This window comes from Bacteroides stercorirosoris (assembly GCF_900142015.1).
GTDB lineage: Bacteria > Bacteroidota > Bacteroidia > Bacteroidales > Bacteroidaceae > Bacteroides > Bacteroides stercorirosoris.
In genome coordinates, this window is record NZ_FQZN01000009.1 from 134,451 (window position 1) to 158,373 (window position 23,923).

Here is a 23,923-nt window from a genome sequence, read left to right on the forward strand (position 1 = left end):
TATGCTACCTATTCAGCCACGGCTCCGGATTCAGTTTCTCCTTCTCCTTCCTCAACTGGAAGTGCAGCACTGTGCGCCCATTGTCCGCACCATCGGAGAATACTTGTCCGAGGGTCTGCCGGGTAGTTACAGTATCTCCCGTCTTCACTGAAGCGGAAGCCAGGTTACAATAAACGGAAATATAGTTTCCATGGCGGATAAGAATGTTGAAAAGTCCGTTCAGTTGGAAAACAGCAGCTACCTTTCCATCAAAGATAGCACGCGCCTGTGCACCGGGCTTACCTTGAATGTCTATCCCTTTATTATCCAGTTTCACATTACGAAGCCCCTCTACAGAATACTGACCGTAGCGGCTGGTAATGATATACGGCCCGGTAATAGGCATTGGCAACTTACCACGGTTGCCCACAAAACTACCGGATAATTCCCGGTCTGCCTTATCCATTGTATAGGTTTCGAGAGGTGCCGCTTTCTTGGCGGTGGCTGCTTCGGAAGAAGAAGTTGCAGCCGGTTTCGTTTCTTTTGCAGCAGCCTTCTTGCGGGCAGCAGCTTCCTTACGGGCCTCTTCTGCAGCACGTTTACGGGCTTTCTCTATTTCTTCGGCTATCAGACGATCGATACGGGCATTCAGTTGATTGGCTTCCTTGCGTTTCTTGTTCAGTTCATTTTGCAGACCACGCTGTTTCTTTTGCAGGTTGGCAACCAATGTTTTCTTCTCCTTTTCCTGAGTTTCCAACTTTTCCTTCTCTACTTCGCGCTCTTTCAGCAAATTGACTTTCGCTTTCTTCACCTGTTGGAGTTCCGTCTTCTTCTGGTTGACCTGTTCCTGCTTCTTCAGAATTTCTTCACCCTGAAGACGTTGATAATCGGCATACTCGCGCACATAGCGCAGACGACGATAAGTCTGCGAGAAGGTCTTGGCTGAAAGGATAAACAGAAGTTTGTCCTGAACGGAACGGTTCTTATACAGATACTGAACAGAAGACTCATATTTCTTCTTCTTATCTTTCAGGTCATTTTCGAGGCGGACTAACTGGCGTTCCAGTTTGGAGAGTTCGCGGTCGATAGTCTCCATATCATTATTGATGGCAAGAATATACCGTTTCCGTTCTTCGATTTGTCCGGTAAGGGCAGCAAGCCCGTTCAACTGGCTTCCCACATCTTTCTTTGTAGTGTTCAAGAGTGTTTCCGACTCGGCAATCTGCTTTTGCAAAGCACCCCGCTTACTCTCCAACTCCTTAATCATCTTGTTGGATTGGGCGCAAAGCGGCATAGCCAGACAGAAACAACCTATGAAGATACAAAGAAAATGTTTCATAACTTCGCCAGCATCTCTAAAAGTTCAGTCCATTCTACTTTCGCATAGCGGGAAGACACTTGAGTGGGCGTCAGCGATATCTCTTTGTTGGAAAAGTCCGAAAGAACGATTTTTCCTTTTTCTAAAGAAGGGATACCCAGTTCTTTACCTGTCAAAGAAGTTTTCCCTCCGGGTTTGGAGGCATCAAAAAGCATCTTCTCCAAGTGGGCAAAGTCCGCTTTCTTGGGCAGGATGTCTTTCAGTTCCTTGCGTGAGGCCTGCACGTAACGTTTCCCCATGCGGTCTATCACCAATACATCATCGGGAGTGATTTCCAGACGGGCTATTTCGCTACGGATAATCGGCATAAGAAAGGAAAGCTGCATCCGTTCACCACTGACGAGCTTCATAGTGCCGTTCACCGTAATAGAGCCACCCTTATTGGGAATGGTCAGCTGCACTTTAGAGGATAGATAACGGGGTTCTCCCAATGATGAAGTCGCTTTCCGGGAAGTCTTACAGCCGGAAAGCCCTACCACCAAACTCAGGAGAAGCAAGAGGGGCAGGATGCGCCCCGCTGCCTTGTATTTGCAGTATAATGATTTCATTCTGATATATATTTCTTTCTCTCAATCTTCTTCTTCAGCATCTTGGATTCGCTGCCCATCTCCTGGGCTTGCTTCCAATACTTCAAAGCGCCATCCACGTCGCCGGTCATGTAGTAGATGTCACCGCAATGCTCTACAATGGTATCGCTCTCATCACCTTTGTTCTTCATGGCATCGTCTATGTAGAGGCGAGCCTCGGCATAATTGCCTTTCTCAAACAATATCCAGGCATAAGTATCCAGATAAGTAGAGTTGTTCGGTTCGGCTTTCACCGTTCTATAGCTCATCTCTTCTGCCTTATCCAGATCACGACGCTCCAGAGAGAGGTAATAGGCGTAGTTATTCAATGCTCCGATATTGGCGGAATTGTAAACCAATGCAGAGTCGTATGCGGCATAGGCTTCGGTATTCATCTTCTTCGTATGATAGATGTCGCCCATGATGGCATAAAAATCCGAAACGACTTCTTTTTTACTGTTTTCCGTGATGTTCTCCAACGCTTTCTTGCAGACGGCAAGTGCATCGTCGGTACGTTCCGCCTGGTTGTAGCCTATCGCAAGATAGAAATAAAATTCCAGCATTTCGGGGTTTGACTCGACGCCTGCCTCGCACAAGCGGATAATCTCCTGATAATCTTCCTTGCTGACAGCTTCACCAAGAAGCATCATGCGGGCGGCGGTATTGGTAGGGTCGATATCCAAAACCTGTTTCAGCACTGGAAGTGATTCTTTATTCATCTTTTTGGAAAGAAGATATTGGACGTAAAGCATAGGCATCTGCGCGTCATCCTGGTCTTGCTCCAAAATGCGGTCGAACAAGGTAATAACACGGGTGCTGTCCCGGCCCGCCCTTTCATTCTCAACGACAAACTGGCGCATAACGTTCAGTTTCGTATCCGAAGGAACTTTCTTGTTCAGCAAGAGAGTGTCCAATTGTTGTTCGTAGAGTTCTTTCTGTCCGGTCTGTTCATAGTAGGAAGCCAGCGAATACATGGCCATCGCATTGTCCGGTTCGGCAGCAAGCACTTTCTTATACAGATTATAAGCCTCTTCCTTTTTCCCGTTCTGCATATAAACATCACCCAGCACCACTTGATAGCGCACATCCATCGGATATTCTTCTACCAGACTTTCTATTTCACGGAAAGCGCTCTGATTATCTTTCATCTGCAAATAGATACGGAATTTCTCCATACTGAGTTGCTCGTTCTTCCCCATCTTTTCTTCCAGACGGTCCAGAGTGGCAATCACTTTTCCGTAATCTTCCAGACCGTTATAAATCTCCAGCAAACTATACAGGGGATCCATCTTGTCCGAGAAACGGACAGACATACTTTCCAGCAAGTCAGTAGCTTTCTGCATTTCATTCTGCTGCTGATAAAGGCTTGCCAATCCCTGGCTATACCAATAATTATCCGGATCATTCTCCACCGCTTTCTCCAAAGCAGCCTGCCCTTGAGGAAGCTGTTTGAGGAACATATAATACTGTGAGATTTCATATAGAGCCGATGAAGCGTTCGGATTGATAGCCAGGCAGTGCTTCAGCAAGTCGAAAGCCGCACCATAATCCTTTTGCATCTTCAAGCGGGACGCTTCCAGAAAGAAGTAATCGTATTTACGCTGTTCTTCGGGCGCAAGCACAACCTGCGCCTTAGCTCCTTTCCGCTGTTTCTTCCCTCCCTGGCGGGAAGTGCCGCACGATATGAGCACCGCGCACAGTACGAAAAGCGATAATATCTTAAATTTTATCCTCATCATCTCAGTTATTAATTGTCACATTGTATTCCCCCTAATTGTCAATTGTTAATTGTCAATTGTTACACCCCTGTATGACCGAAACCACCGGCACCACGCACAGTTTCGTCCAGCGCTTCCACTTCCTGCCATACGGCCTGTTCATGGCGCGCTATCACCATTTGCGCTATGCGTTCCCCGTCTTCTATCACAAATGTATCCGATGAAAGGTTCACAAGAATGACACAAACTTCACCCCGGTAATCTGCATCGATGGTTCCCGGAGAGTTCAGCACCGTAATACCTTTCTTGATGGCCAGGCCACTGCGTGGGCGAACTTGCGCCTCGAAACCGGGAGGCAGGGCGATATATAGTCCCGTAGGTACCAGGCAGCGTTGCATCGGAGCTAACGAAATGGGTTCTGAAAGATTAGCACGGATGTCCATTCCTGCGGACAGTTCGGTGGCATAAGCCGGAAGCGGATGTTTCGATTTATTAATGATTTGTACGTTCATCATTTTATTTACGATTAGACAATTTACAATTTACGATTGAAGTTAGATTTTGTTCTTTACAACTCCTCTATTCATTTCGTATTTAATGGGGCGAAAATACGGATTTTAGGGCGGAATATCATACATTTGCAGTTAAATATTAGTAACTTCAATCGTAAATTGTAAATCGTCTAATCGTAAATTTCATAAAGATGAACTGGAATACCCTCATATCTGCCAAACGCTTCGGACTGGAAGAGTTTCACCAGGAGCGTCACGAAAACCGTTCGGAATTTCAGCGGGATTATGACCGTCTCGTCTTCTCCGCACCTTTCCGCCGCTTGCAGAACAAGACACAAGTTTTCCCCTTACCGGGTAGTATCTTCGTACACAACCGTCTGACGCATAGCCTGGAAGTTTCCTGCGTAGGCCGTTCGTTGGGAAATGATGTCGCTAAAGCCATTCTTACCCGTCAGCCCGAATTGAAAGATTCGTATTTACCCGAAATAGGTTCCATCGTATCGGCAGCCTGCCTGGCGCACGATCTGGGAAATCCACCTTTCGGCCACTCCGGAGAACGAGCCATCTCCACTTTCTTCTCCGAAGGAAAAGGCATGACTCTGAAAGGACAACTGCCCGCAGAGCAATGGGAGGACCTGACACACTTCGAAGGAAATGCCAATGCTTTCAGATTACTTACCCACCAGTTTGAAGGAAGACGCAAAGGAGGCTTCGTTTTAACCTATTCCACCCTGGCCAGCATCGTCAAATACCCCTTTTCATCGAGTTTAGCGGGTAAGAAATCGAAGTTCGGCTTCTTCACCACAGAGGAAGATAGTTTCCGCCGGATAGCCGAAGAACTGGGTATGAAAAAGCTGAATGACGCTCCGCTGAAATATGCCCGTCATCCATTGGTCTATCTGGTAGAGGCAGCGGACGACATCTGCTACCAGATGATGGATATTGAAGACGCACACAAACTGAAGATACTTACCACCCGGGAGACACAAGATTTACTTCTCTCCTATTTCCCCGAAGAGCGCAAAGCACACATGCTTAAAACGTTGGACTTTGTTAGTGATGTCAATGAGCAGATTGCCTATCTACGTTCCTGTGTCATCGGCCTGCTGATTCAGGAATGTACCCAAGCCTTCCTGAACCATGAAGAACAGATATTGGAGGGAGAGTTCGAAGGAAGCCTCATCAAGCACATCTCCGAATTGCCTGCCGGTGCCTATAAGCACAGTGCAGCCATCTCCCTGGAGAAGATTTACCGTTCACGGGATGTACTGGACATTGAACTTGCCGGTTTCCGCATCATCAGTACTTTGCTCGATCTGATGATTGATGCCGTCTGTTCACCGGAAAAGGCTTACTCGCAGTTGCTCATCAACCGGGTATCCAATCAATATAACATAAAAGCGCCCGTACTCTATGAAAGAATACAGGCGGTATTGGATTACATTTCCGGTATGACGGATGTCTTCGCACTCGATCTTTACAGGAAGATAAACGGGAACAGCCTTCCGGCAGTATAGAAAACATATCCAATAATGTCTATTTTGCGTTCAAAAATATCTAATATTGGCTTTTAGCGATTCCAGGTTACGAGCATCATTACCAACATGTTGAAAATTACTTTATATTTGTCAGAGTTTTCACTTTGTTAAATATAACGCGATCATGAATATTATGAAAAGATTCTATTTGTTTTTTGTAAGTGTACTCCTTTTCCCGCCTGCGGTGTCTGCCACGGAAACAGATTACACACAAGGACTTTCCATCTGGTTTGATACCCCTAACGGACTCGACGGGCAAACGGTATGGTCACATGGCTATGGCGATAGGGGAGCCAATAAGGACAGAGCTTGGGAAAGCCGTTCACTACCTGTCGGAAACGGCAGTCTGGGCGCCAATATCCTGGGTTCTGTTGCTGCTGAAAGAATTACACTCAATGAAAAAACACTCTGGAGAGGCGGACCGAACACATCCGGCGGGGCTGACTATTACTGGAATGTAAACAAACAATCTGCCCACCTCCTGAAAGATATCCGGCAAGCTTTTAGTGATGGAAACGGGGAAAAGGCAGCAGAACTGACCCGCAAAAACTTTAACGGGCTGGCAGCATACGAAGAAAAAGATGAGAACCCGTTCCGCTTCGGTTCATTTACCACAATGGGTGAACTATACATAGAAACCGGACTGAGCGAAGTGCGGATGAAAAACTATCGCCGCATATTATCACTGGACTCGGCAATGGCAGTAGTGCAGTTCGATAAGGAAGGTGTGCAATATCGCCGCAAATACTTTGTTTCCTATCCGGACAGCGTGATGGTCATGGAGTTCTCAGCCACTAAAGCCGGACAGCAAAATCTGGAATTAAGTTACAGCCCGAATCCGGAAGCCCAAAGCAATATGCGGAATGACGGAACTGACGGGCTGCTATATACCGGAACGCTGAACAACAATGGAATGAAGTTCGCTTTCCGGATTAAAGCGATTACAGAAGGCGGAACCGTAACGGCACAAAACGACCGCCTGATTGTGAAAGGCGCCGACAGGGTTATATTCCTGCTCACGGCAGATACCGACTATAAGATGAACTTCACCCCCGACTTTAAAGACCCTAAAACTTATGTAGGGAACGATCCGATACAAACCACACAGCACATGATGGAGCAAGCTGCGCAAAAAGGATACAACACTTTGTGCAACAATCACAAGGCGGACTACACCGCATTATTCAACCGGGTGACATTAAATCTGAATCCGGACAGCGAAAGCCCCAACCTACCCACTTATCAGCGGCTGGCAAATTACAGGAAAGAGCAACCGGACTATCGTCTGGAAGAATTATACTATCAGTTCGGACGCTATTTACTGATAGCCAGTTCACGACCGGGCAACTTGCCGGCCAATCTACAAGGGGTATGGCACAATAACGTAGATGGTCCCTGGCGGGTAGACTACCACAACAACATCAACATACAGATGAATTACTGGCCTGCATGTCCCACAAACCTGGGAGAATGTACCTGGCCGTTGATTGACTTTATCCGTGGCTTAGTGAAACCAGGCGAAAAGACCGCACAGGCCTACTTCGGCGCACGCGGATGGACAGCTTCCATTTCTGCCAATATCTTCGGATTCACCGCGCCGTTATCCAGTGAGGTAATGGCATGGAACTTCAATCCAATGGCTGGTCCCTGGTTGGCAACTCACATCTGGGAATACTACGATTACACACGCGACCGGAAATTCCTGAAAGAAATCGGATATGACCTGATTAAAAGTAGTGCACAGTTTACCGTAGACTACTTATGGCACAAACCGGACGGCACTTATACAGCCGCTCCTTCCACTTCCCCCGAGCATGGTCCGATTGATGAAGGCGCCACGTTCGTCCATGCCGTAGTCCGGGAAATTCTTCTGGATGCTATCGAGGCGAGCAAAGTGTTGGGTGTGGACAACAAAGAGCGTAAGCAGTGGCAGAAAGTTCTGAATAAACTTGTTCCATACCAAATCGGCCGCTACGGACAGTTAATGGAATGGTCCAAAGACATAGACGATCCGAATGACAATCATCGTCACGTAAACCATTTGTTCGGATTACATCCGGGACACACTCTGTCTCCCATAACCACTCCTGTATTAGCTGAAGCGGCAAAAGTTGTTTTGGTACACCGCGGAGACGGCGCCACCGGCTGGAGTATGGGATGGAAACTAAACCAATGGGCAAGACTTCAGGATGGAAATCATGCTTATAAATTATTCGGCAATCTATTAAAAAACGGTACACTGGATAATCTGTGGGATACACATGCACCCTTCCAGATTGACGGCAATTTCGGAGGAACGGCTGGCATCACAGAGATGCTATTGCAAAGTCACATGGGCTTTATCCAACTATTACCCGCCCTACCGGATGCTTGGAAAGAAGGCTCAATCAACGGAATATGTGCAAAAGGCAACTTTGAGGTTTCCATATCCTGGAAAAACAATCAGTTAGTTGAAGCGGTGCTCTTATCAAAAGCCGGAGCCCCCTGCACTCTCAGATATGGCGACAAGTCAATCTCATTTAAAACAGTGAAAGGAAAAACCTATAAAGTAAGAATCGATGGAGATAAGCTAAAGCAAACGCCAATTTTATAGTAAGGTCCTACAATAAATAATGCCATTGAAAACACTTGTTTCCAATGGCATTATCATATAAAAATTCCAGTTTTACCTACTCGGAAAGAAGACTTTATTTGCTCCTGAGGTCAGTTTGCAAGCCTCCGGTTCATTTTCTATGAACGACTGGATGTGGCGGATACGCTTTTCTGCCAAAATCTCGTCCACAGCAATCAAGATACCGGTTTCTTCTACATCACCGAAACCATAGTTAATAGCAGTACCGAACATACGCATGGTAGGGCTCAAGCTCATATAAGCGTTCACCAAAGGAGGAATGTTATAACCTAACTTACGTATTTCGCAATTCAGTATCTTATAGTCTTCCTTAAAGGTATTCTTACAGAACAAAGCAGCCAAATCAGCCTCCTTAGCTTCCATTTCGAGCGGTTTCATCGGAGTAATCAAGCAATCCTTATCTTCAAAATGCTTCTTCAGGAAATAAAGAATCATGTCGCGCCCCTGACGATGATAGCTCGGATACATCGTTACCTTACCGAAGAAATACTTCACATTGGGCATCACTACCGTCAACGCACCTAAACCATCCCACAGGTTATCCAAAGCAAACAGACCTTTGCTTCCGGCACGGGTGGACTGATACTCAACGGTTACAAACGAGCGTCCTAACTCTATAGTGGTAGGAAGATACTCTTTCAAAAACTTCTCAGAGAAATTGAACATATGAGCCGTAGCCAAAATGGGAGCACCATCCTCGTCAAACTGAACATCCGTACCAAGAAGATATCGGTAACCGCCTAATATTTCCTCTGCTTCCGGATTCCAGACAATCAGCTGTTTATAAGGATTCTCCATGATATCATATTCATCGATATCCAGCGGTTTACCTGTACCTCCGCCTGCCGCACGAAAAGCAATCTCACGCAAACGTCCGATTTCCTTCATGGTGTTCGGAGAATCCTGAGCCGTAATAATATAAATCTGATTATGGCTCTTATTTGTCATACGCAGACGCTTTTCCTCGGTAAGTTCCGCTTTTAACAGTTCCTTACTTATAGGTTCAATAATCTCTTCCATATTTTTCTGTTAGTAGTTCTTTAAATTCACTTTATTACCTTACCATCACTCTATAACTTATACACAATATCCTTCACATAAGCCGCCCACTCGGCAGGAGTCTTCGACTTATCAAAAGTTTGCCAAGGTATGGGCTTTCCTATCGTGACGGTAAATGTTTTATGACGGTTCTTCAGCATCTCATCCGCAAGGTAGAGCATGGCTATGTTAATTTTGATGCCCAAAAATTTGCAGACGTTAGCCAAATTATAAAAGAAGTTCGAATTCCGGCCTTCAAAATGAATGGGGACAACGTCGCGTTGTGCCTGCACACTCTTTACGATAAAGGTCTTCTTCCAATCCAGGTCACGGATCACTCCATTCTGACGCCGGGAGCATAATCCGGCAGGGAACATAATCAACTGATCATTCGATGCAAAACCCGCTTCTACCATTCTCGGAAAATCTTTTGCCTGTTTTCCGGTCTTATTAATAGGTATACAAAGGGGAGCTAATCCTTGCAGGTTCATCAGCAGGTCATTCACCATATACTTCACCTTACCTTTATAGAAACTGCCCAGCACATATCCCAAAGCCACACCGTCCTGGCCTCCCAACGGATGATTGGAAACAAAGGTGTACAGTCCTTCGGTCGGCAGATTCTCTTCTCCCTTCACCACAATATCGGCATCCAGAAATTCCAGACAAGCTTTTAAGAAGTCCACACCTACCTTATCCTTCGACTCGCGCAGGAAAACATTCAGTTCTTCCTGATGAACGATTCTTTTCAGATAAGAGACAACGAATTTGGGGATATACTTATAGTGCTTCGGAGCCTTTTCCCGGAGCACTTTATCAATATCAATCAAAAATAAAGAGTCGTCAGCCATTCTTTTTAAGATGAAATGATTGCGCAAAATTAACTCATCTTTTTAATTATACGCAATAAATTTGGTGAAAACTGCACCCAAAAACAAACAAAAGGCACCCAAAAACTATCAATTGTTAGTTTTTGCCCTAAAGATTGCCTAAAATACGTCCGTCGGAGTAAGCTAACTTTCGTAAAATTGCAGCATCAAAAGTAAAACGAATGAATAACTATAATAAAAAGGAGAGAACGATATGAACAGTATTACATTTCAAAAAGATTTGCTCGGAGTACAAAACGACTTATTACGCTTTGCATACAAATTAACCTCCGACCGTGAAGAAGCAAACGACTTGCTCCAGGAAACCTCTTTAAAGGCATTGGATAACGAAGATAAATACATGCCCGATACTAATTTTAAAGGATGGATGTACACCATCATGCGTAATATATTCATCAACAACTACCGTAAAGTGGTACGCGACCAGACTTTCGTTGACCAGACAGATAATCTCTATCATCTGAACCTCCCGCAGGATTCAGGCTTTGAAAGTACTGAAAGCGCCTACGACCTGAAAGAGATGCACCGCGTAGTGAATGCACTGCCCCGCGAATATAAGATTCCATTCTCCATGCACGTCTCCGGTTTCAAGTACCGCGAAATTGCAGAGAAGCTGGGATTGCCACTGGGAACAGTAAAGAGCCGCATCTTCTTCACACGCCAGAAGTTGCAGCAGGAACTGAAAGACTTTAGATAACGAGAAAACCTATTCCTTAACTATATAAATGATGTCCCTCAATTAAGACTCCAAATGACCAGTAACCAGAGTGGGGGCGGAAAGCTTGAAGAAAGTTTTCCGCCCCATCATTTTTTGGTAAAAAGGATATTGCGGACCACCTGAAAACTATCAAAATACCACCCGAAAACTATCAATTGATAGTTTCCCCCCTATTTTTTAACTGAAATCCGCCTGCTGAAGTAATGCAACTTTCGTAAAATTGCAATGCCAAAACAATACGAACGAATAATTAAGAAAAGGAGATTGATATGAACAACAGCATTACATTCCAGAAAGATTTAATCGGAGTACAAGACGATTTATTACGCTTTGCATACAAATTGACCTCCGACCGTGAAGAAGCAAATGACTTACTCCAGGAAACATCGTTAAAGATATTGGATAACGAAGATAAATATGCTCCCGATACCAACTTCAAAGGATGGACATACACCATCATGCGTAATATCTTTATTAATAACTATCGTAAGGTGATACGTGACCAGACATTCGTAGATCAGACGGATAATCTTTATCATCTGAACCTGCCGCAGGAATCCGGCTTCGAATGCACGGAAAGTGCTTATGACCTGAAAGAGATGCACCGCATTGTGAATGCGTTGCCCCGCGAATACAAAATCCCGTTTTCCATGCACGTTTCCGGTTTCAAATACCGCGAAATCGCCGAGAAGTTAGGATTGCCGCTGGGAACAGTGAAAAGCCGCATCTTCTTCACCCGTCAAAAGCTACAACAAGAGTTGAAGGATTTTGTTTAAAAGAAAAGTAAATAATCTACGATTTATATAGATTTAGTACAGATTTTAGTTGTGTCAGAGAAGAAATGGGCAGACTGGAGTAAGTTCCAATCTGCCCAAATCTGTTTTATAAAGCGGACTTTGGCAAATCAATAGTATTTCGTTGCCGGAGCTTTCGCCCCTCTATATTCATTATTTACGTAGACACGTATCCAATCAATAGACATGGTAGGCATCGCGTCTTTCTTCCATTCGGAAGGGATAATGGCACCGGGCCAGGCATCCGGATTCGTAGAGATGCCTGTGCTGAAAATAAGGAAGAAACCCAGCGGATCACTCCAGGGCCAGTCCGTATTACCATCGTCACCTTTGCGATGTTCAAAATAAGCCTGCCCGTTGACACCACCCACAATACGGTCGGAATACCATTCCAACCAATAGATGTTCCACCGGGACATATCGGCAAGGTCAATCGTGGAAGTTACACTGCCCGAACCGCCTACCACACCTGCATAATAATTCTCGGAATGCAGTGTGAAATGAGCGCGGTCGTTCAGCGTCTTCTTCGGATTCTCCAAAAGGTCGATTTCACCGTTCTTCGGCCAGGGACGGTTATTATTGCCCATAAACCAGAGGGCATCATTAAAGCCTACGTAAGGAGTACGCTTGAAGCGGATTTCAATGCGCATATTCTCGGTAAAATTACACCAGAATTCCTTGCTTCCCGGCAAAGAAGTGCGGTAACAACCGTGAGAGTACTTCACTTTCTTACCGAAACGGTTGTCTATCGAGTCTTTCTCTTCCACACTCCAGATACGCAAAACTCCCTCATCTACCTTTGAGCATTTCCGGTTATCAACCTTTGCCGTACGGGACATGTGCAGGCCTCTATGCTCGATAAAGCCAAGCGGTAGTCCTTTTTTCGTATCCTTATCATTAAACTCATGGGCAGTATAAAAAGACCATCCTTTCATTTTAGGATGCATATCTCCCTTCCTTAGGTGCAACGCATCCCCCGGATTGTCATACACCAATGTTTCATCATCTTTCGGTAATTTCTTCTCCGCTTGTCCGCCATCAGGATAAGAATTAAACTTTCCAAAAAACAATGCCGCAACAACTATAGATACAATAGAATATTTCATAATACTACTTTGTCAAAACACCTACTTCACCGACAGTTACGGCATCTTTATTATTAATCTCCGACAAGGGTTCCAGTTTGAAGTAACGAGCAGGATACGTCTTTCCAAACCGTACAAAGTAAGGTACGGGATTGTGCATGATGTTACTGAACTCACCGCCTGCCTCACATTTAGTCCACGACTGACCGTCGAGACTAATGTAGAAAGCATATTTATAGATAGTTCCCGTTAAATCTTCTTCCAGAGAGGGAGCGTAACAGAAACCTTTCACACTCACTTCATGCCCCATATCGACTACCAGTGGTGTAAGAACAGAGGCACGCCAGACAGTTTTCCGGTCTCCGTCAATAGCCAGGCGGGAATCCGCATTGCCACCAACCACTTTCCATTCAGCCACAGCAACATCACTAAGCTGTACTTCTGCACTTTTATCAGCAAGAGGTTCGGCATAGAACAGACCTACGGCAGAAACGTTAGCTATGCCACGTGCAGAGCGAATCGTAACACGGATCCGTTCCGGACGAGTGTCGGAGAAGCGGACAAGACGCTTATACCCTACTGTAGTACCCTCGGTAAGATGAATCCAAGCACCGTCTTTATAGGCTTCGACAAGGAAACTTGCGATACGTTGCCCCTTGGAAATATCTTCCTGAATCATAAAAGCATTCACCAGTGCATCTTTCTGCACATCATATTCGCGTGCTGTACCGGAAGTCCCATACCAGGCTTCATCTCCTTTCAGCACATAATTACGGGCAAAAGTCTTCTTCAAATAACCGGAGAACTCCTTCAACCGTTGCACATCGCTCTCATTAATCCGCCCACGAAGGTCGGGTGGGATATTCAGCAAAAGAACAGAATTATAACCTACGGATTGAAAATAGATATCCGCCAGATGGCTCAAAGACTTCACCTGATTGTCTTGGTCGGCATGATAGAACCAGCCCGGACGGATAGAAACATCCACTTCCGAAGGATACCAGAAAAGTTCGGTAGCACGAGCCACGATGTCACGTCCGCCCAGATCCTTAGCCTTTCCATAAATACCCAGTTTCTTGTTCTGTTCACCAGAACGGGGATAGATACCCGGAGTCAGCGCCGTAGCACTCCACTCAGTTTCACGGCCGATACCTCTTTCATTGCCTACCCAACGGACATCATCTCCCATAATAGCAGTAACAGCTTTGGGTTGCAGGCGGCGAATGGTTTTCAGAATGCCATCCCAGTCGTAGATTTGCTTCTTTCCATTAGGACCTTCACCGTTAGCACCGTCAAACCAGACTTCGTGCACTTCACCGTAGTTGGTAAGCAATTCGGTGAGTTGTTCAATAAAGAACTGGTTGTAGGCGGGGGAATCACCGTAACAAGAAGCATTGCGATCCCAGGGGGAAAGGTAGACACCGAACTTGACACCGTACTTCTTGCAGGCATCACGTAGTTCGCGAACGACATCGCCTTTTCCGTTTTTCCAAGAGGAAGAAGCTACGGAGTGGCGGGTGGTCTTTGTAGGCCAGAGGCAGAAGCCGTCGTGATGCTTGGCGGTGATGAGGGCCATCTTGAAACCGGCATCCTTGAGGGTACGCACCCATTGTTCGCAATCCAGGGCCGTGGGGTTGAAGATATTCGGGTCTTCTGTTCCGTCGCCCCACTCACGACCGGTGAAGGTATTCACACCGAAGTGCAGGAAAGCAGTCAGTTCCATTTGCTGCCACTCCAGTTGCTGGGGAGTGGGAACCAGACGAGAGGCCATGTCGAGTTTCTCTTCGGCAGTGGCATTAGCGGGAAAAGCAACGTGCTTTTCATAATAAGTCTCCTGCGCCCGCAGTCCAGTGAGGGAGGCGAGGGAGAGGATGAGGGTTAGAATCTGTTGTTTCATTGTCTATGTATATAATAAGTTTGCTATAAACAAAACTATCTGTCATCCTAAGCGTAGCCGAAGGATCTACTCTTTTGTAACGGGAGAGGAGATGCTTCGACTACGCTCAGCATGACAGAATGAGAGAATATCAAGCTCCCCTTACTTCAATGGGCGGATTGTGAACCGGAACATGTATTCCTGCACCGGCACACGGTATTGCGGCAATACGCCGGGACCGCAAGTTGCCGTACCCACACCCGCCTGCGCAGCATCCAGATGTACAGTCACAACTCCTTCGCGTCGCAACTGATTAATATGTGTCGCCGCATCCAGACATTCATCCGTGAAAGGAATGACACTGAACTGGAACGGAACGTCGGAACGGAAAGCCAACCCCTCGCCCGCTTCATCAGCAAGTTGCATCCAACGGACATCCGTACGATTCCCCGTAGCTTGCGGACGGACATAATAGTGGAACATTCGTTCTGCATCCGTATGATAAATGCCGATACGGCCGGACTCATTACGGTCAATATACGTTTCATGTTCCCCGCGTCCCAAGTAAGTAACCTGACTATAAGCATCGGGCATTTCAAAAGCAAGCCCTACACGTGCCAACGAGGTGACAACAGCCGTATCGGGAACAAAGTGCGTCTGCACATCCAGCGTTCCACCCTTCTTCAACGTATAGATGAAGGTGGCAGTGCCGAGACGCTCATTACGGGCATTCAGCAATTCCACTTCACTGCGTCCGCCACGGGCAGAAGTCTTGACCGAAAGGGCGCGTTGCGTCAGTTTATCCAGTCCGGCTTTCTTCCAGGCTTTGGCACCACCCACTTTTTCACGATTGTCATTATCGGTAGCAGGGCGGTAGAGGCTCAACATCACGGGAGAAGCCAGCATTTCTTCACCTTTATATATATAGGAACGTAACGCTCCCGTTTCCGGGTCAATATCCATCTCCACTTTACCGGAGAGTTTTGCCTCAGCAGCACGGTAGTTCCGGTTTCCGGTAAGGGGGAACTGGTCGTAGGCCACTTCATGGCCGGAACCGAGAAGAGAGGAGACGAGGGCGTCGGCGGAGGAAGGGACAGACTCAACAGGTGTCCAGCGCAGATTGAGCCAAGCTTCGCGGACATCAGAAGGCAGGCGCACGGCACCCAATGTCACTTCCACCGTAGCATGTGGAGCAGCCTCTACCTGACGTGTACCGTCGGCAATCACCCGGCCATTATCGCCAACTACCTGCCAGTGCAGTGTGTAAGCGTTGAGATTGGTGAAGTCGTACCAGTTCTTGATACTCAGGGTTAGTTTCTTACTATCTACCAGTTTCGCTTTGATATATTGATAAGCCTTCTTCACTTCAAGCAAATGCGGATGTGGTTCACGAACAGCATTCACCAAGCCATTGCAGCAGAAGTTACCGAAGCTGGGGATGTTTTTGGGGCCGTAGTCGCCGCCGTAAGTCCAGTACCAGCGTCCATCGGCATCTATTTCGCGGAACGACTGGTCCACCCAGTCCCAGATGCAACCACCCTGAACGATAGGTTCCGTTTCGAATACATTCATATATTCACGCAGTCCGCCACAGCTATTACCCATAGCGTGCAGATATTCAGTCATGATAAAGGGACGGTAGACTTTCGGTTCTGTCTGGCGGGCATAAGCAAGAAGTTCGTCCACGCTGCGGTACATGCGGCAGTAGATGTCAGTGTTGTAGTTCTGCTCGGCACGCTCGTACTGGATGGGGCGGGTGGTTTCGATGGATTTCATATAATCATACGTCCGTTCGAAGTTGACGCCGTTGCCCGCTTCGTTGCCGAGGGACCAGATGACGATGGTGGGATGATTCTTGCTGCGCTCGTACATGCGCTGAGTGCGATCCATGTGGGCAGACAGCCAGGTACTATCTTTAGCCAGCGATGCAGCACCATATCCCATACCGTGCGATTCGATGTTTGCTTCATCTATCACATAAAGTCCGTAGCGGTCGCAAAGCTGATACCAATACGGATGGGTCGGATAATGCGAATTGCGCACTGTATTCAGGTTATGTTGTTTCATCAGACGGATGTCTTCTTCCATCAATTCTTTACTGACCGTACGTCCCAACTGGGAATGTTCGTGACGGTTGGCGCCTTTCACCAACACGGGCACCCCGTTGATACAGAAACGTCCATCCTTAATTTCAGAAGTGCGGAAACCGACGTTGCACCCTGTCAGGTGTGTCACTTGTCCGGCGTCATTCTTTAAGGCCAGTGTCAGCGAGTAAAGGTTGGGATGTTCCGCGCTCCAACACTTCACGCCCGGCAGAGCCTGTTCGTCAAAAGTAATAAAATTACTCAAGCCACGGCTCTTTACCGGCATTTCTTTTTTCAATATTGTTTTTCCGGAAGGGTCTTCCAGCGTATATTCCAAGACAGACACACCGTTCGACGCCCCTTCAACAGTGGCTTCGAGAGCGAAAAGCCCTTCCTTGTACGTCTGTTTATCCAAGGAAGAAGTCACTTTATAATCGGAGATAAACTGGCGGGGAGTGCTGTAAAGATAGACATCGCGCTCAATACCACTCAGACGCCACATGTCCTGACATTCCAGATAGGCACCGGCGCTCCAACGATACACTTCGAGCGCCACGGTGTTCTCACCTTCTTTGACATAGTCGGTGATATCCCATTCAGCAGGGGTCTTTGAACCCTGATTGTAGCCCAACTGATGGCCGTTCACCCAGATATAATAAAAAGAAATTACACCTTCGCAGCAAATCACGATGCGGCGGTCTTTCCAACAGGCAGGCAGGGTGAAGGTGCGGCGGTAGGAGCCTACTTCGTTCTCTTCGTAAGGAACCAGCGGCGGGTTCTTGCGGAAGTTGAAGAGGGGGGCGTCGAATTCGTAGGTTTCGTTCACGTAGATAGCCGTGCCGTATCCCTGGCGTTCCCAATTGCCGGGGACGTTGATGTCCGCCCAGCCGCCGGTGTAGAAAGAAGGTTTATAGAAATCCTTCGGGCGGAGGTCGGGGTTCTTCACCCAATGGAATTTCCATGTACCGTTCAGGCTCATATAGTAAGGTGACTGTTCGTAGTTGCCGCTGCGCAGGGCATCTGTCGTTTCGTAGGGCCACACATAGGCGTGTGGTGCCAATTTATTCTTTCCGATGGCATACTGGCTCTGCCACTCCGGCTGCGCCATCATGGCAACAGAAAAGGAACACATGGCTATCAAACTCAAAAGTATATTCTTTATCATATCTGCTTTTCTATTAAGATACTACTGCTTTATTAGACTCGTTTCTATTAGTAATGCGCCAACGGTCTTTATTCCACTATGACTTCGTCGAAATAGATGCGGGCTGCCTGTCCCGGACGTACATGGGTGAAAGGACAATCACCTGCCCCGTATGCCACGACGCGGACGTAGCGTGCCTTCTCTCCTATCTCAAACGGAATATCCTCCCGGAAAATGCCTTCGCGGAAGATTTCAGTCTTCGTATAGGTTTGTTCCCCTACTTTGCGGTAGTCTTTATTATCTGCCGAAATCAGCACTTCTATCTTTGCTGGTTTATGCGCCGCCATGCCGTAATTGGTGATGGAGCCCAATATCAACCGGTTCACGGTTTCAGGCTTCTTCAGGTCGAGAGTGAAGGAAACGGTATCGTTCTTCATCCATGAGCACCATTCGGAGTCGGTATATTTCAGACTTCCACGCACACCGTTCACCAGTAGGCCGATATTGTCGGCACCAGTACTCTTTATCACTTTTGCCGTTGCCGGATTCCACACAACAGGCAGTTCCAACGTTTGTCCCATCTGCTTGCCTGCGGAGAAAGTGGCGGCTTTTATAGTTTTCGTACCCGTGAGTATCAATGGCCGGGTATAGAGGGCGGACTGTGCCGTAGGCAGACTGCCATCCATCGTGTAGCGTACCTCTACATCCGGACGGATGCAATCCAGTTGCACTTGCAAGCGGTCATCTTTTGGCGTCACCGTATGCTGTATGTTATACATAGAACGGGCATAAACAATTCCTTTCGCTGTAAGGTGTTCATTGAAATGATCCAAAGCTTTCAGATAGGATTTCCAGTTCTTACGTTCCGGTTTTGCCCAAGCTACCTCGGCCAATGCAGACAAACGGGGAAACAACAAATAATCCACATCGGCAGGAGTATTGCAAAACTCCGTCCACATACAAGCCTGCACTCCCATTAATAAAGATGCGGTTTGCCTTGTCCAGTCTTTTTGTATCGGTTCGTAGTCGTACACATCCTTCAACGTATTGTTCCCAAAGTACGTCACCGGTTCAAACCATTGCGGCCCCTGATAACGGATGAGATACATAATCCGGGCGGGCGTCATGATAAAGCGATGTCCCAGTTCGGCAGCTTTCATCGCAGCCTGTCCGTAACCCTGCCATCCCTGAATGATAAAACCTTCCGGGATAGTAGCATTCGTCAGTTCATCCCAGCCTATCACCTCACGGCCTTTGCTCTGTACATAGCGAGCCATACGCCCCATAAAGTAACCTTGCAGTTCTTCTTCATTCTCCAGTTTCTCCTGTTTCATCCGCGCCTGGCACAAAGGGCATGCTTCCCAATGCGTCTTCCGAGCCTCATCTCCACCCAGGTGGATATACTTTGAAGGGAAAAGTTCGAGAACTTCGTCCAGCACATCTTGCAGGAAAGTGAACACACTGTCGTTTCCGGCACAGTAGATGACATCGGCATTCTCTCCCCCCAAACCGGGCAACACACCGATATATTTATTCACCACCGGACACGCCAATAGCGGATAGGCAGCCAGTGCAGCATTACTGTGCGCCGGCATTTCTATTTCAGGAATTACTTCGATATGGCGTTCCCCGGCATAAGCCACTATCTCGCGGATATCATCCTGTGTATAATATCCCTTTTCTACCGTAGGTTCACCCTGGCGGGGATTGCGGCGTTCCGAGAAATTCTTGCCCGGACGGTCTACGCGGCGGGAACCTATCTCCGTAAGCAACGGGTATTTCTTGATTTCGATGCGCCAGCCATTATCATCCGTCAGATGGAAATGCAGTGTATTCAGTTTCAGCATCGCCATGCAGTCGATGATACGCAGCAGGTTCTCCTTAGGGGAGAAGAACCGTGCCACGTCCACCAACAACCCGCGATAGCCGAAACGGGGCTGGTCGGTGATAGTAACAGCCGGAACAGTCCAGTCGATGCCTGTCACTACTTGTCCGCCTTCGATGGCGGCAGGCAGCAGTTGGCGGATACTCTGCAAAGCATAGAAGAAGCCTTGTACATCGGCAGCATGAATGTTTATTCTTTTAGCTGTAATTTCCAGTTTATAGGCTTCTTCCTTCAAACCGGCATCCGTCGTCAGACAGACATCTCCTTTCTTGTTTCCCACCTTTATGCGAGGAGTAAATCCTGCCGCACGGGTGAGAAGTGCGGTAAAGCGGCGTACTTCTATAGCTTGTTCCTCGTTCTCCACAGCAAAGGTTGTTTTTTCAGAGAAATGAAAGTTACCCGTGCCCGGCACTATACTGACCGGGCAGGGAACTAAGGAAACGGGTTGTGTCAAGTTATCAGCCTGTATGTTCGCCGCCATCAAAAGCAGGAAGCATACCAGTGTGTGAATAGATCTCATAAGGTCTTTTATTATTAGATATGTGAATCAGGGGTTAAAATCACTCTTTGTCTCTCTCGGGCGAAAAGCGTACAGGGTCGTTGTATTGTTCCTGCAATGCGGTTAGTTGCGCTTTCAGGTCTTTGATGATTTCTTCCGTTCCCGGTTGTCCGTAAATGTTACGCATCTCCATGGGATCGGCCTGCAGGTCGTACAGTTCCCATTCATCAATATCATTATAGAAATGGATCAGCTTGTAACGGTCGGTGCGTACTCCGTAATGACGTTTCACCATGTGCTCGGCAGGATATTCATAGAAATGATAGTACAAAGCTTTCCGCCAGTCAGACGGTTTCTCGCCTTTCAGCAACGGTACCAAGGAAATGCCTTGGATATCTTCCGGCACTTCCACTCCGGCAAGTTCAAGGAAGGTAGGTGCGTAGTCAATGTTCTGCACCATTTCATTGATATCCCCTTTAGCCCGGAAGTCTTTCGGCAGACGCATAATCAACGGGGTACGCATGGACTCTTCGTACATGAAGCGCTTGTCGAACCAGCCGTGCTCGCCCATATAGAAGCCTTGATCAGAAGTATAAACCACAAGCGTATTATCATCCAGTCCTTTTTCTTTCAGATAATCCAGCACACGCCCCACATTGTCATCCAGAGACTTCACGGTTTTCATATAGTCGCGTATGTAACGTTGGAACTTCCAGTTGGCGAGTTCCTTGCCTTGCGGATTCTTCTTATAAAAATCATCAATGATAGGCCCGTAGAATTTGTCCCATGCGGCACGTTGTCCTTCATCCATGCGACCGATGTATTTCTCATAAAGAGATTTCAACCGGGTTTCTTTGTCCGGGCGCAGCATCTTGAGGTCGTAAATCATATCCATATCTTTCGCAATGCTCATCTCCTGTGCCGCAGCGGCGGGACGCCCTTCATAATCATCAAAGAAGTTATCCGGCAGGGGAAAAGTCTTGTCTTCATACAGAGCCAGATTACAGGTATCTGCCAGCCAGTTACGGTGAATGGCCTTGTGGTGAATCAGGATACAGAACGGTTTGTCCTTATCCCGTTGGTTCTCCATCCAGTCGATGGCGTCATCGGTAATGAGGTTCGTCACATAGCCGTGTTTCTGTATCGTATCATTATTCTGGGTGATAAAGTCCGGGTTATAGTAATCACCTTGTCCGGGCACAATCTCCCAATAGTTGAAACCGGTAGGCAAACTTTCGAGATGCCATTTGCCGATGAGGGCTGTTTCATAACCGGCTTGTTGCAATAGTTTAGGGAAGGTCTGTTGTGAAGCGTCGAATACGCAAGTGGTGTTGTCATAGAATTTATTGGCACAACTGTGCTTGCCGGTAATCATGCAGGCACGGCTGGGTCCGCTCAGCGAGTTGGCAACAAAACTGTTGGTGAAGCGCACTCCATCGGCAGCAATCCTGTCGAGGTTCGGGGTTTTCATATAACGGTGGTCATAGCAGCTCATCATCTGGGCTGTGTGGTCATCCGTCATGATGTATACTATGTTATATTGCTTCTGCTCTTCAGCTTTCTTTTGAGAAGAACATGAGGTTAAGGATGCCACGGCAGCAGCACCGGTGAGGGAATAGAGCAATCCTGATTGTAGGTTTTTCATGGTCGGAAATCTTAAGTAGTTTATTTACCCGATTAAAAACAGAAAGACAAAGCCGGAAGCAGAACAGACAAAAATGTGCTGTCTGCTTCCGGAATATCAGCTTATATCAGCCTATTGAAAGTTAGTATCAAATACGGCTATTAATAACCGAAGTTATTGTCAGTAGGTTTTATAGCAGAATTCGTATTCAACTCTTTCTGGCAAATAGGTAACAATAGATTCTTCTTCAGGAAACTTTCTGTCAGAACACCATTATCGCCGAAACGACGCTCTGAAAAATTCACTTTACCTTCACCAAGTTCATATACTTTTTGAGTAATGCTATGATTATTGTTCACCTCAAGCAGATGTTTAAACAGGTCATAGCGAGTTCCCCAAATACGTGCACGCTGGTATTGTCCCGGTTCACCGCACGTCTCAAACAAACGTTCAAAATAAATCTTCTCACGAAGCGCATCTTTACTTAATCCACTTTTCCAGTCAGCCGGTTGTGTTGCACCTGTAACAGACTGACGCGCACGTTTCAAAACTTCATTTGCCAATGAAATAGCCTTGTCTGTATTTCCCAATTCATTATACACATCGGCCATATCCAGCAACATCTCGGCATAACGATAGACTATTATATTTTTATGGGCATTCTGTCCCACCTGGGCTTGATCAAAGTACTTTTTAATAATAGGCCAATGAGTCTGGTAAGCATTCAGCTTCGATTTATTAGCAAAGTTATCAAGAACGCGCTTTCCATTAGGGATATCCCCGGAACTTAATTCATCATAACTTGGATTTGTCGGGTCTGAAACTTCATCATAAGGAATGCAGTCTTCCATCTGGACAGCCTGTTTTTTTCCTGTACCGTTATTCAACTCCAACTGCTCACCTGAAGCATACACAAAATATGGATAACAATAAGAACTGTCGTTCGCAGTCAATCTTTCTTTGAACATTTGCGCTTTAGGCGCTCCGTTCTGGTATTTGCGCCACTTGCTAAAGAAGGTCCCGTCTATACGGGGATCGCCCGGATATGTTCCACGAAACTTGTCATAGAATGACTTAGTAATAGTAGTACGCGCCCACGCTACTCCCACACCGCAATCTCTGGCAGAGAAAACCCAATGTAAACGACTCTTGTTATAGTCGGAAGTAGTTGTGTAGTTCAACTGGAATATAGATTCCTTGCTGTTATTCACATTATCGACAAACAGGTTTTGGAATTTACTTTCAAGAGCGAATTTACCATACACAGCATCAAAACATTCTTTGGCTTTCTGCCAAGCCGTTTCATCTCCCTGGCAAGCCATTGTGTGATAAAGTTTACCCAAAAATGCTTTGGCAGCCCACTTAGAACCATATCCATCAGTCACTGTTTCCGGCAATGTATTGAAAGCATCTGTCCAGTCCGACTCACACTGTGCAAAAATCTGTGCCTTAGGTGTACGCGGCAGTTCAACCGCTCCAATAGCTGATGCTGCTATTTTATAAGGAACATCTCCCCAGATAGTAGCTAGATTATAATATGCTAATGCACGCAAGAACTTCGCCTGTCCGGTCATTATAACCTTCACACTATTATCCAATGGGCTATCTGCCACATTTGCTATAAAAGTATTCGTTTCATTCACTACTTTATAAAGCCCTTCCCAAACTCCCTGATTCAAGTCGTCCGAAAGACGCGCTCTTAAAGACACATAATCATCCTGATAACTGCCATTTGTCGTGAACCATGCGAAACCGGACGCTCCGATTGTAAGTTCCGTATAGAAATGACCATACACACTATGAGTAGTCATATAACCATAGCATCCATCTAATGCCATTTTCGCATTAGATTCATTGCTAAACTGTACACCATTGTCCATTGAGTATTTTGGTTCTTCATCCAAGCAAGAAGAAAACAAAGAGATTCCCAGGACTAAAGTTATATATTTTAATGTTTTCATAA

16 protein-coding genes are annotated in these 23,923 nt (G+C 46.6%); 4 read left to right on the forward strand and 12 right to left on the reverse strand.

The genetic code is table 11. From position 1 onward, the window contains the following. Positions 1–4: 4 nt before the first annotated feature. The 4 genes from BUC01_RS08685 to dut all read right to left on the reverse strand — a co-directional run bounded on the left by BUC01_RS08685 (position 5) and on the right by dut (position 4,153). Positions 5–1,318, reverse strand: coding sequence for a murein hydrolase activator EnvC family protein (locus BUC01_RS08685; RefSeq protein ID WP_025830932.1), 1,314 nt, complete (start codon positions 1,316–1,318; stop codon positions 5–7). Beyond that, entirely contained in the window at positions 1,315–1,905 is a 591-nt protein-coding gene (locus BUC01_RS08690; RefSeq protein ID WP_073313386.1) for a lipoprotein insertase outer membrane protein LolB1, read from the reverse strand. Before BUC01_RS08690 ends, BUC01_RS08685 begins: the two co-directional genes overlap by 4 nt. Further along, entirely contained in the window at positions 1,902–3,659 is a 1,758-nt protein-coding gene (locus BUC01_RS08695) for a tetratricopeptide repeat protein (protein WP_139261838.1), read from the reverse strand. Before BUC01_RS08695 ends, BUC01_RS08690 begins: the two co-directional genes overlap by 4 nt. A 62-nt stretch (positions 3,660–3,721) precedes the next feature. Further along, positions 3,722–4,153: a dUTP diphosphatase gene (dut, locus tag BUC01_RS08700; RefSeq protein ID WP_025830934.1), complete on the reverse strand. Its 432-nt coding sequence runs from the start codon at positions 4,151–4,153 to the stop codon at positions 3,722–3,724. Positions 4,154–4,344: 191 nt separating this feature from the next. On the opposite strand from dut, the gene BUC01_RS08705 reads away from it, so the two are divergent. Together BUC01_RS08705 and BUC01_RS08710 are read left to right on the forward strand one after the other, a co-directional pair. Continuing rightward, positions 4,345–5,670, forward strand: a complete 1,326-nt coding sequence (locus BUC01_RS08705; RefSeq protein ID WP_025830935.1) for a deoxyguanosinetriphosphate triphosphohydrolase — start codon at positions 4,345–4,347, stop codon at positions 5,668–5,670. Positions 5,671–5,824: 154 nt separating this feature from the next. Then, positions 5,825–8,284, forward strand: coding sequence for a glycoside hydrolase family 95 protein (locus BUC01_RS08710; protein ID WP_073313426.1), 2,460 nt, complete (start codon positions 5,825–5,827; stop codon positions 8,282–8,284). Positions 8,285–8,356: 72 nt separating this feature from the next. Here BUC01_RS08710 and BUC01_RS08715 read toward each other — a convergent pair whose 3' ends face one another. Together BUC01_RS08715 and BUC01_RS08720 are read right to left on the reverse strand one after the other, a co-directional pair. Further along, positions 8,357–9,343: a glycine N(alpha)-acyltransferase GlsB gene (locus BUC01_RS08715; RefSeq protein WP_025830936.1), complete on the reverse strand. Its 987-nt coding sequence runs from the start codon at positions 9,341–9,343 to the stop codon at positions 8,357–8,359. A 50-nt stretch (positions 9,344–9,393) separates the two neighbouring features. Further along, positions 9,394–10,212 (reverse strand): lyso-glycine lipid O-acyltransferase GlsA, encoded by an 819-nt coding sequence (locus BUC01_RS08720; protein ID WP_073313389.1) that lies wholly within the window; start codon positions 10,210–10,212, stop codon positions 9,394–9,396. A gap of 232 nt (positions 10,213–10,444) precedes the next feature. Between BUC01_RS08720 and BUC01_RS08725 the strand changes: the two genes are divergently transcribed. Continuing rightward, positions 10,445–10,948 (forward strand): RNA polymerase sigma factor, encoded by a 504-nt coding sequence (locus tag BUC01_RS08725; protein WP_025830937.1) that lies wholly within the window; start codon positions 10,445–10,447, stop codon positions 10,946–10,948. Between the two features lie 290 nt (positions 10,949–11,238). Further along, positions 11,239–11,745, forward strand: a complete 507-nt coding sequence (locus BUC01_RS08730) for an RNA polymerase sigma factor (RefSeq protein ID WP_025830938.1) — start codon at positions 11,239–11,241, stop codon at positions 11,743–11,745. Between the two features lie 128 nt (positions 11,746–11,873). Here BUC01_RS08730 and BUC01_RS08735 read toward each other — a convergent pair whose 3' ends face one another. The 6 genes from BUC01_RS08735 to BUC01_RS08760 form a co-directional block, all read right to left on the reverse strand. Continuing rightward, positions 11,874–12,869 carry a LamG domain-containing protein gene (locus tag BUC01_RS08735; protein WP_243462333.1) on the reverse strand — a complete coding sequence of 332 codons (996 nt, stop codon included), beginning with the start codon at positions 12,867–12,869 and terminating at the stop codon, positions 11,874–11,876. A 4-nt stretch (positions 12,870–12,873) separates the two neighbouring features. Beyond that, entirely contained in the window at positions 12,874–14,745 is a 1,872-nt protein-coding gene (locus BUC01_RS08740; RefSeq protein WP_025830939.1) for an alpha-L-fucosidase, read from the reverse strand. 141 nt (positions 14,746–14,886) lie between these two features. Next, positions 14,887–17,973: a glycoside hydrolase family 2 TIM barrel-domain containing protein gene (locus BUC01_RS08745; protein WP_025830940.1), complete on the reverse strand. Its 3,087-nt coding sequence runs from the start codon at positions 17,971–17,973 to the stop codon at positions 14,887–14,889. A 68-nt stretch (positions 17,974–18,041) separates the two neighbouring features. Further along, entirely contained in the window at positions 18,042–20,357 is a 2,316-nt protein-coding gene (locus BUC01_RS08750) for a glycoside hydrolase family 20 protein (protein ID WP_073313391.1), read from the reverse strand. 40 nt (positions 20,358–20,397) lie between these two features. Further along, positions 20,398–21,981 carry a sulfatase family protein gene (locus tag BUC01_RS08755; RefSeq protein WP_025830941.1) on the reverse strand — a complete coding sequence of 528 codons (1,584 nt, stop codon included), beginning with the start codon at positions 21,979–21,981 and terminating at the stop codon, positions 20,398–20,400. 140 nt (positions 21,982–22,121) lie between these two features. Continuing rightward, positions 22,122–23,921, reverse strand: coding sequence for a RagB/SusD family nutrient uptake outer membrane protein (locus BUC01_RS08760; protein ID WP_073313430.1), 1,800 nt, complete (start codon positions 23,919–23,921; stop codon positions 22,122–22,124). Between the last annotated feature and the right edge of the window lie 2 nt (positions 23,922–23,923).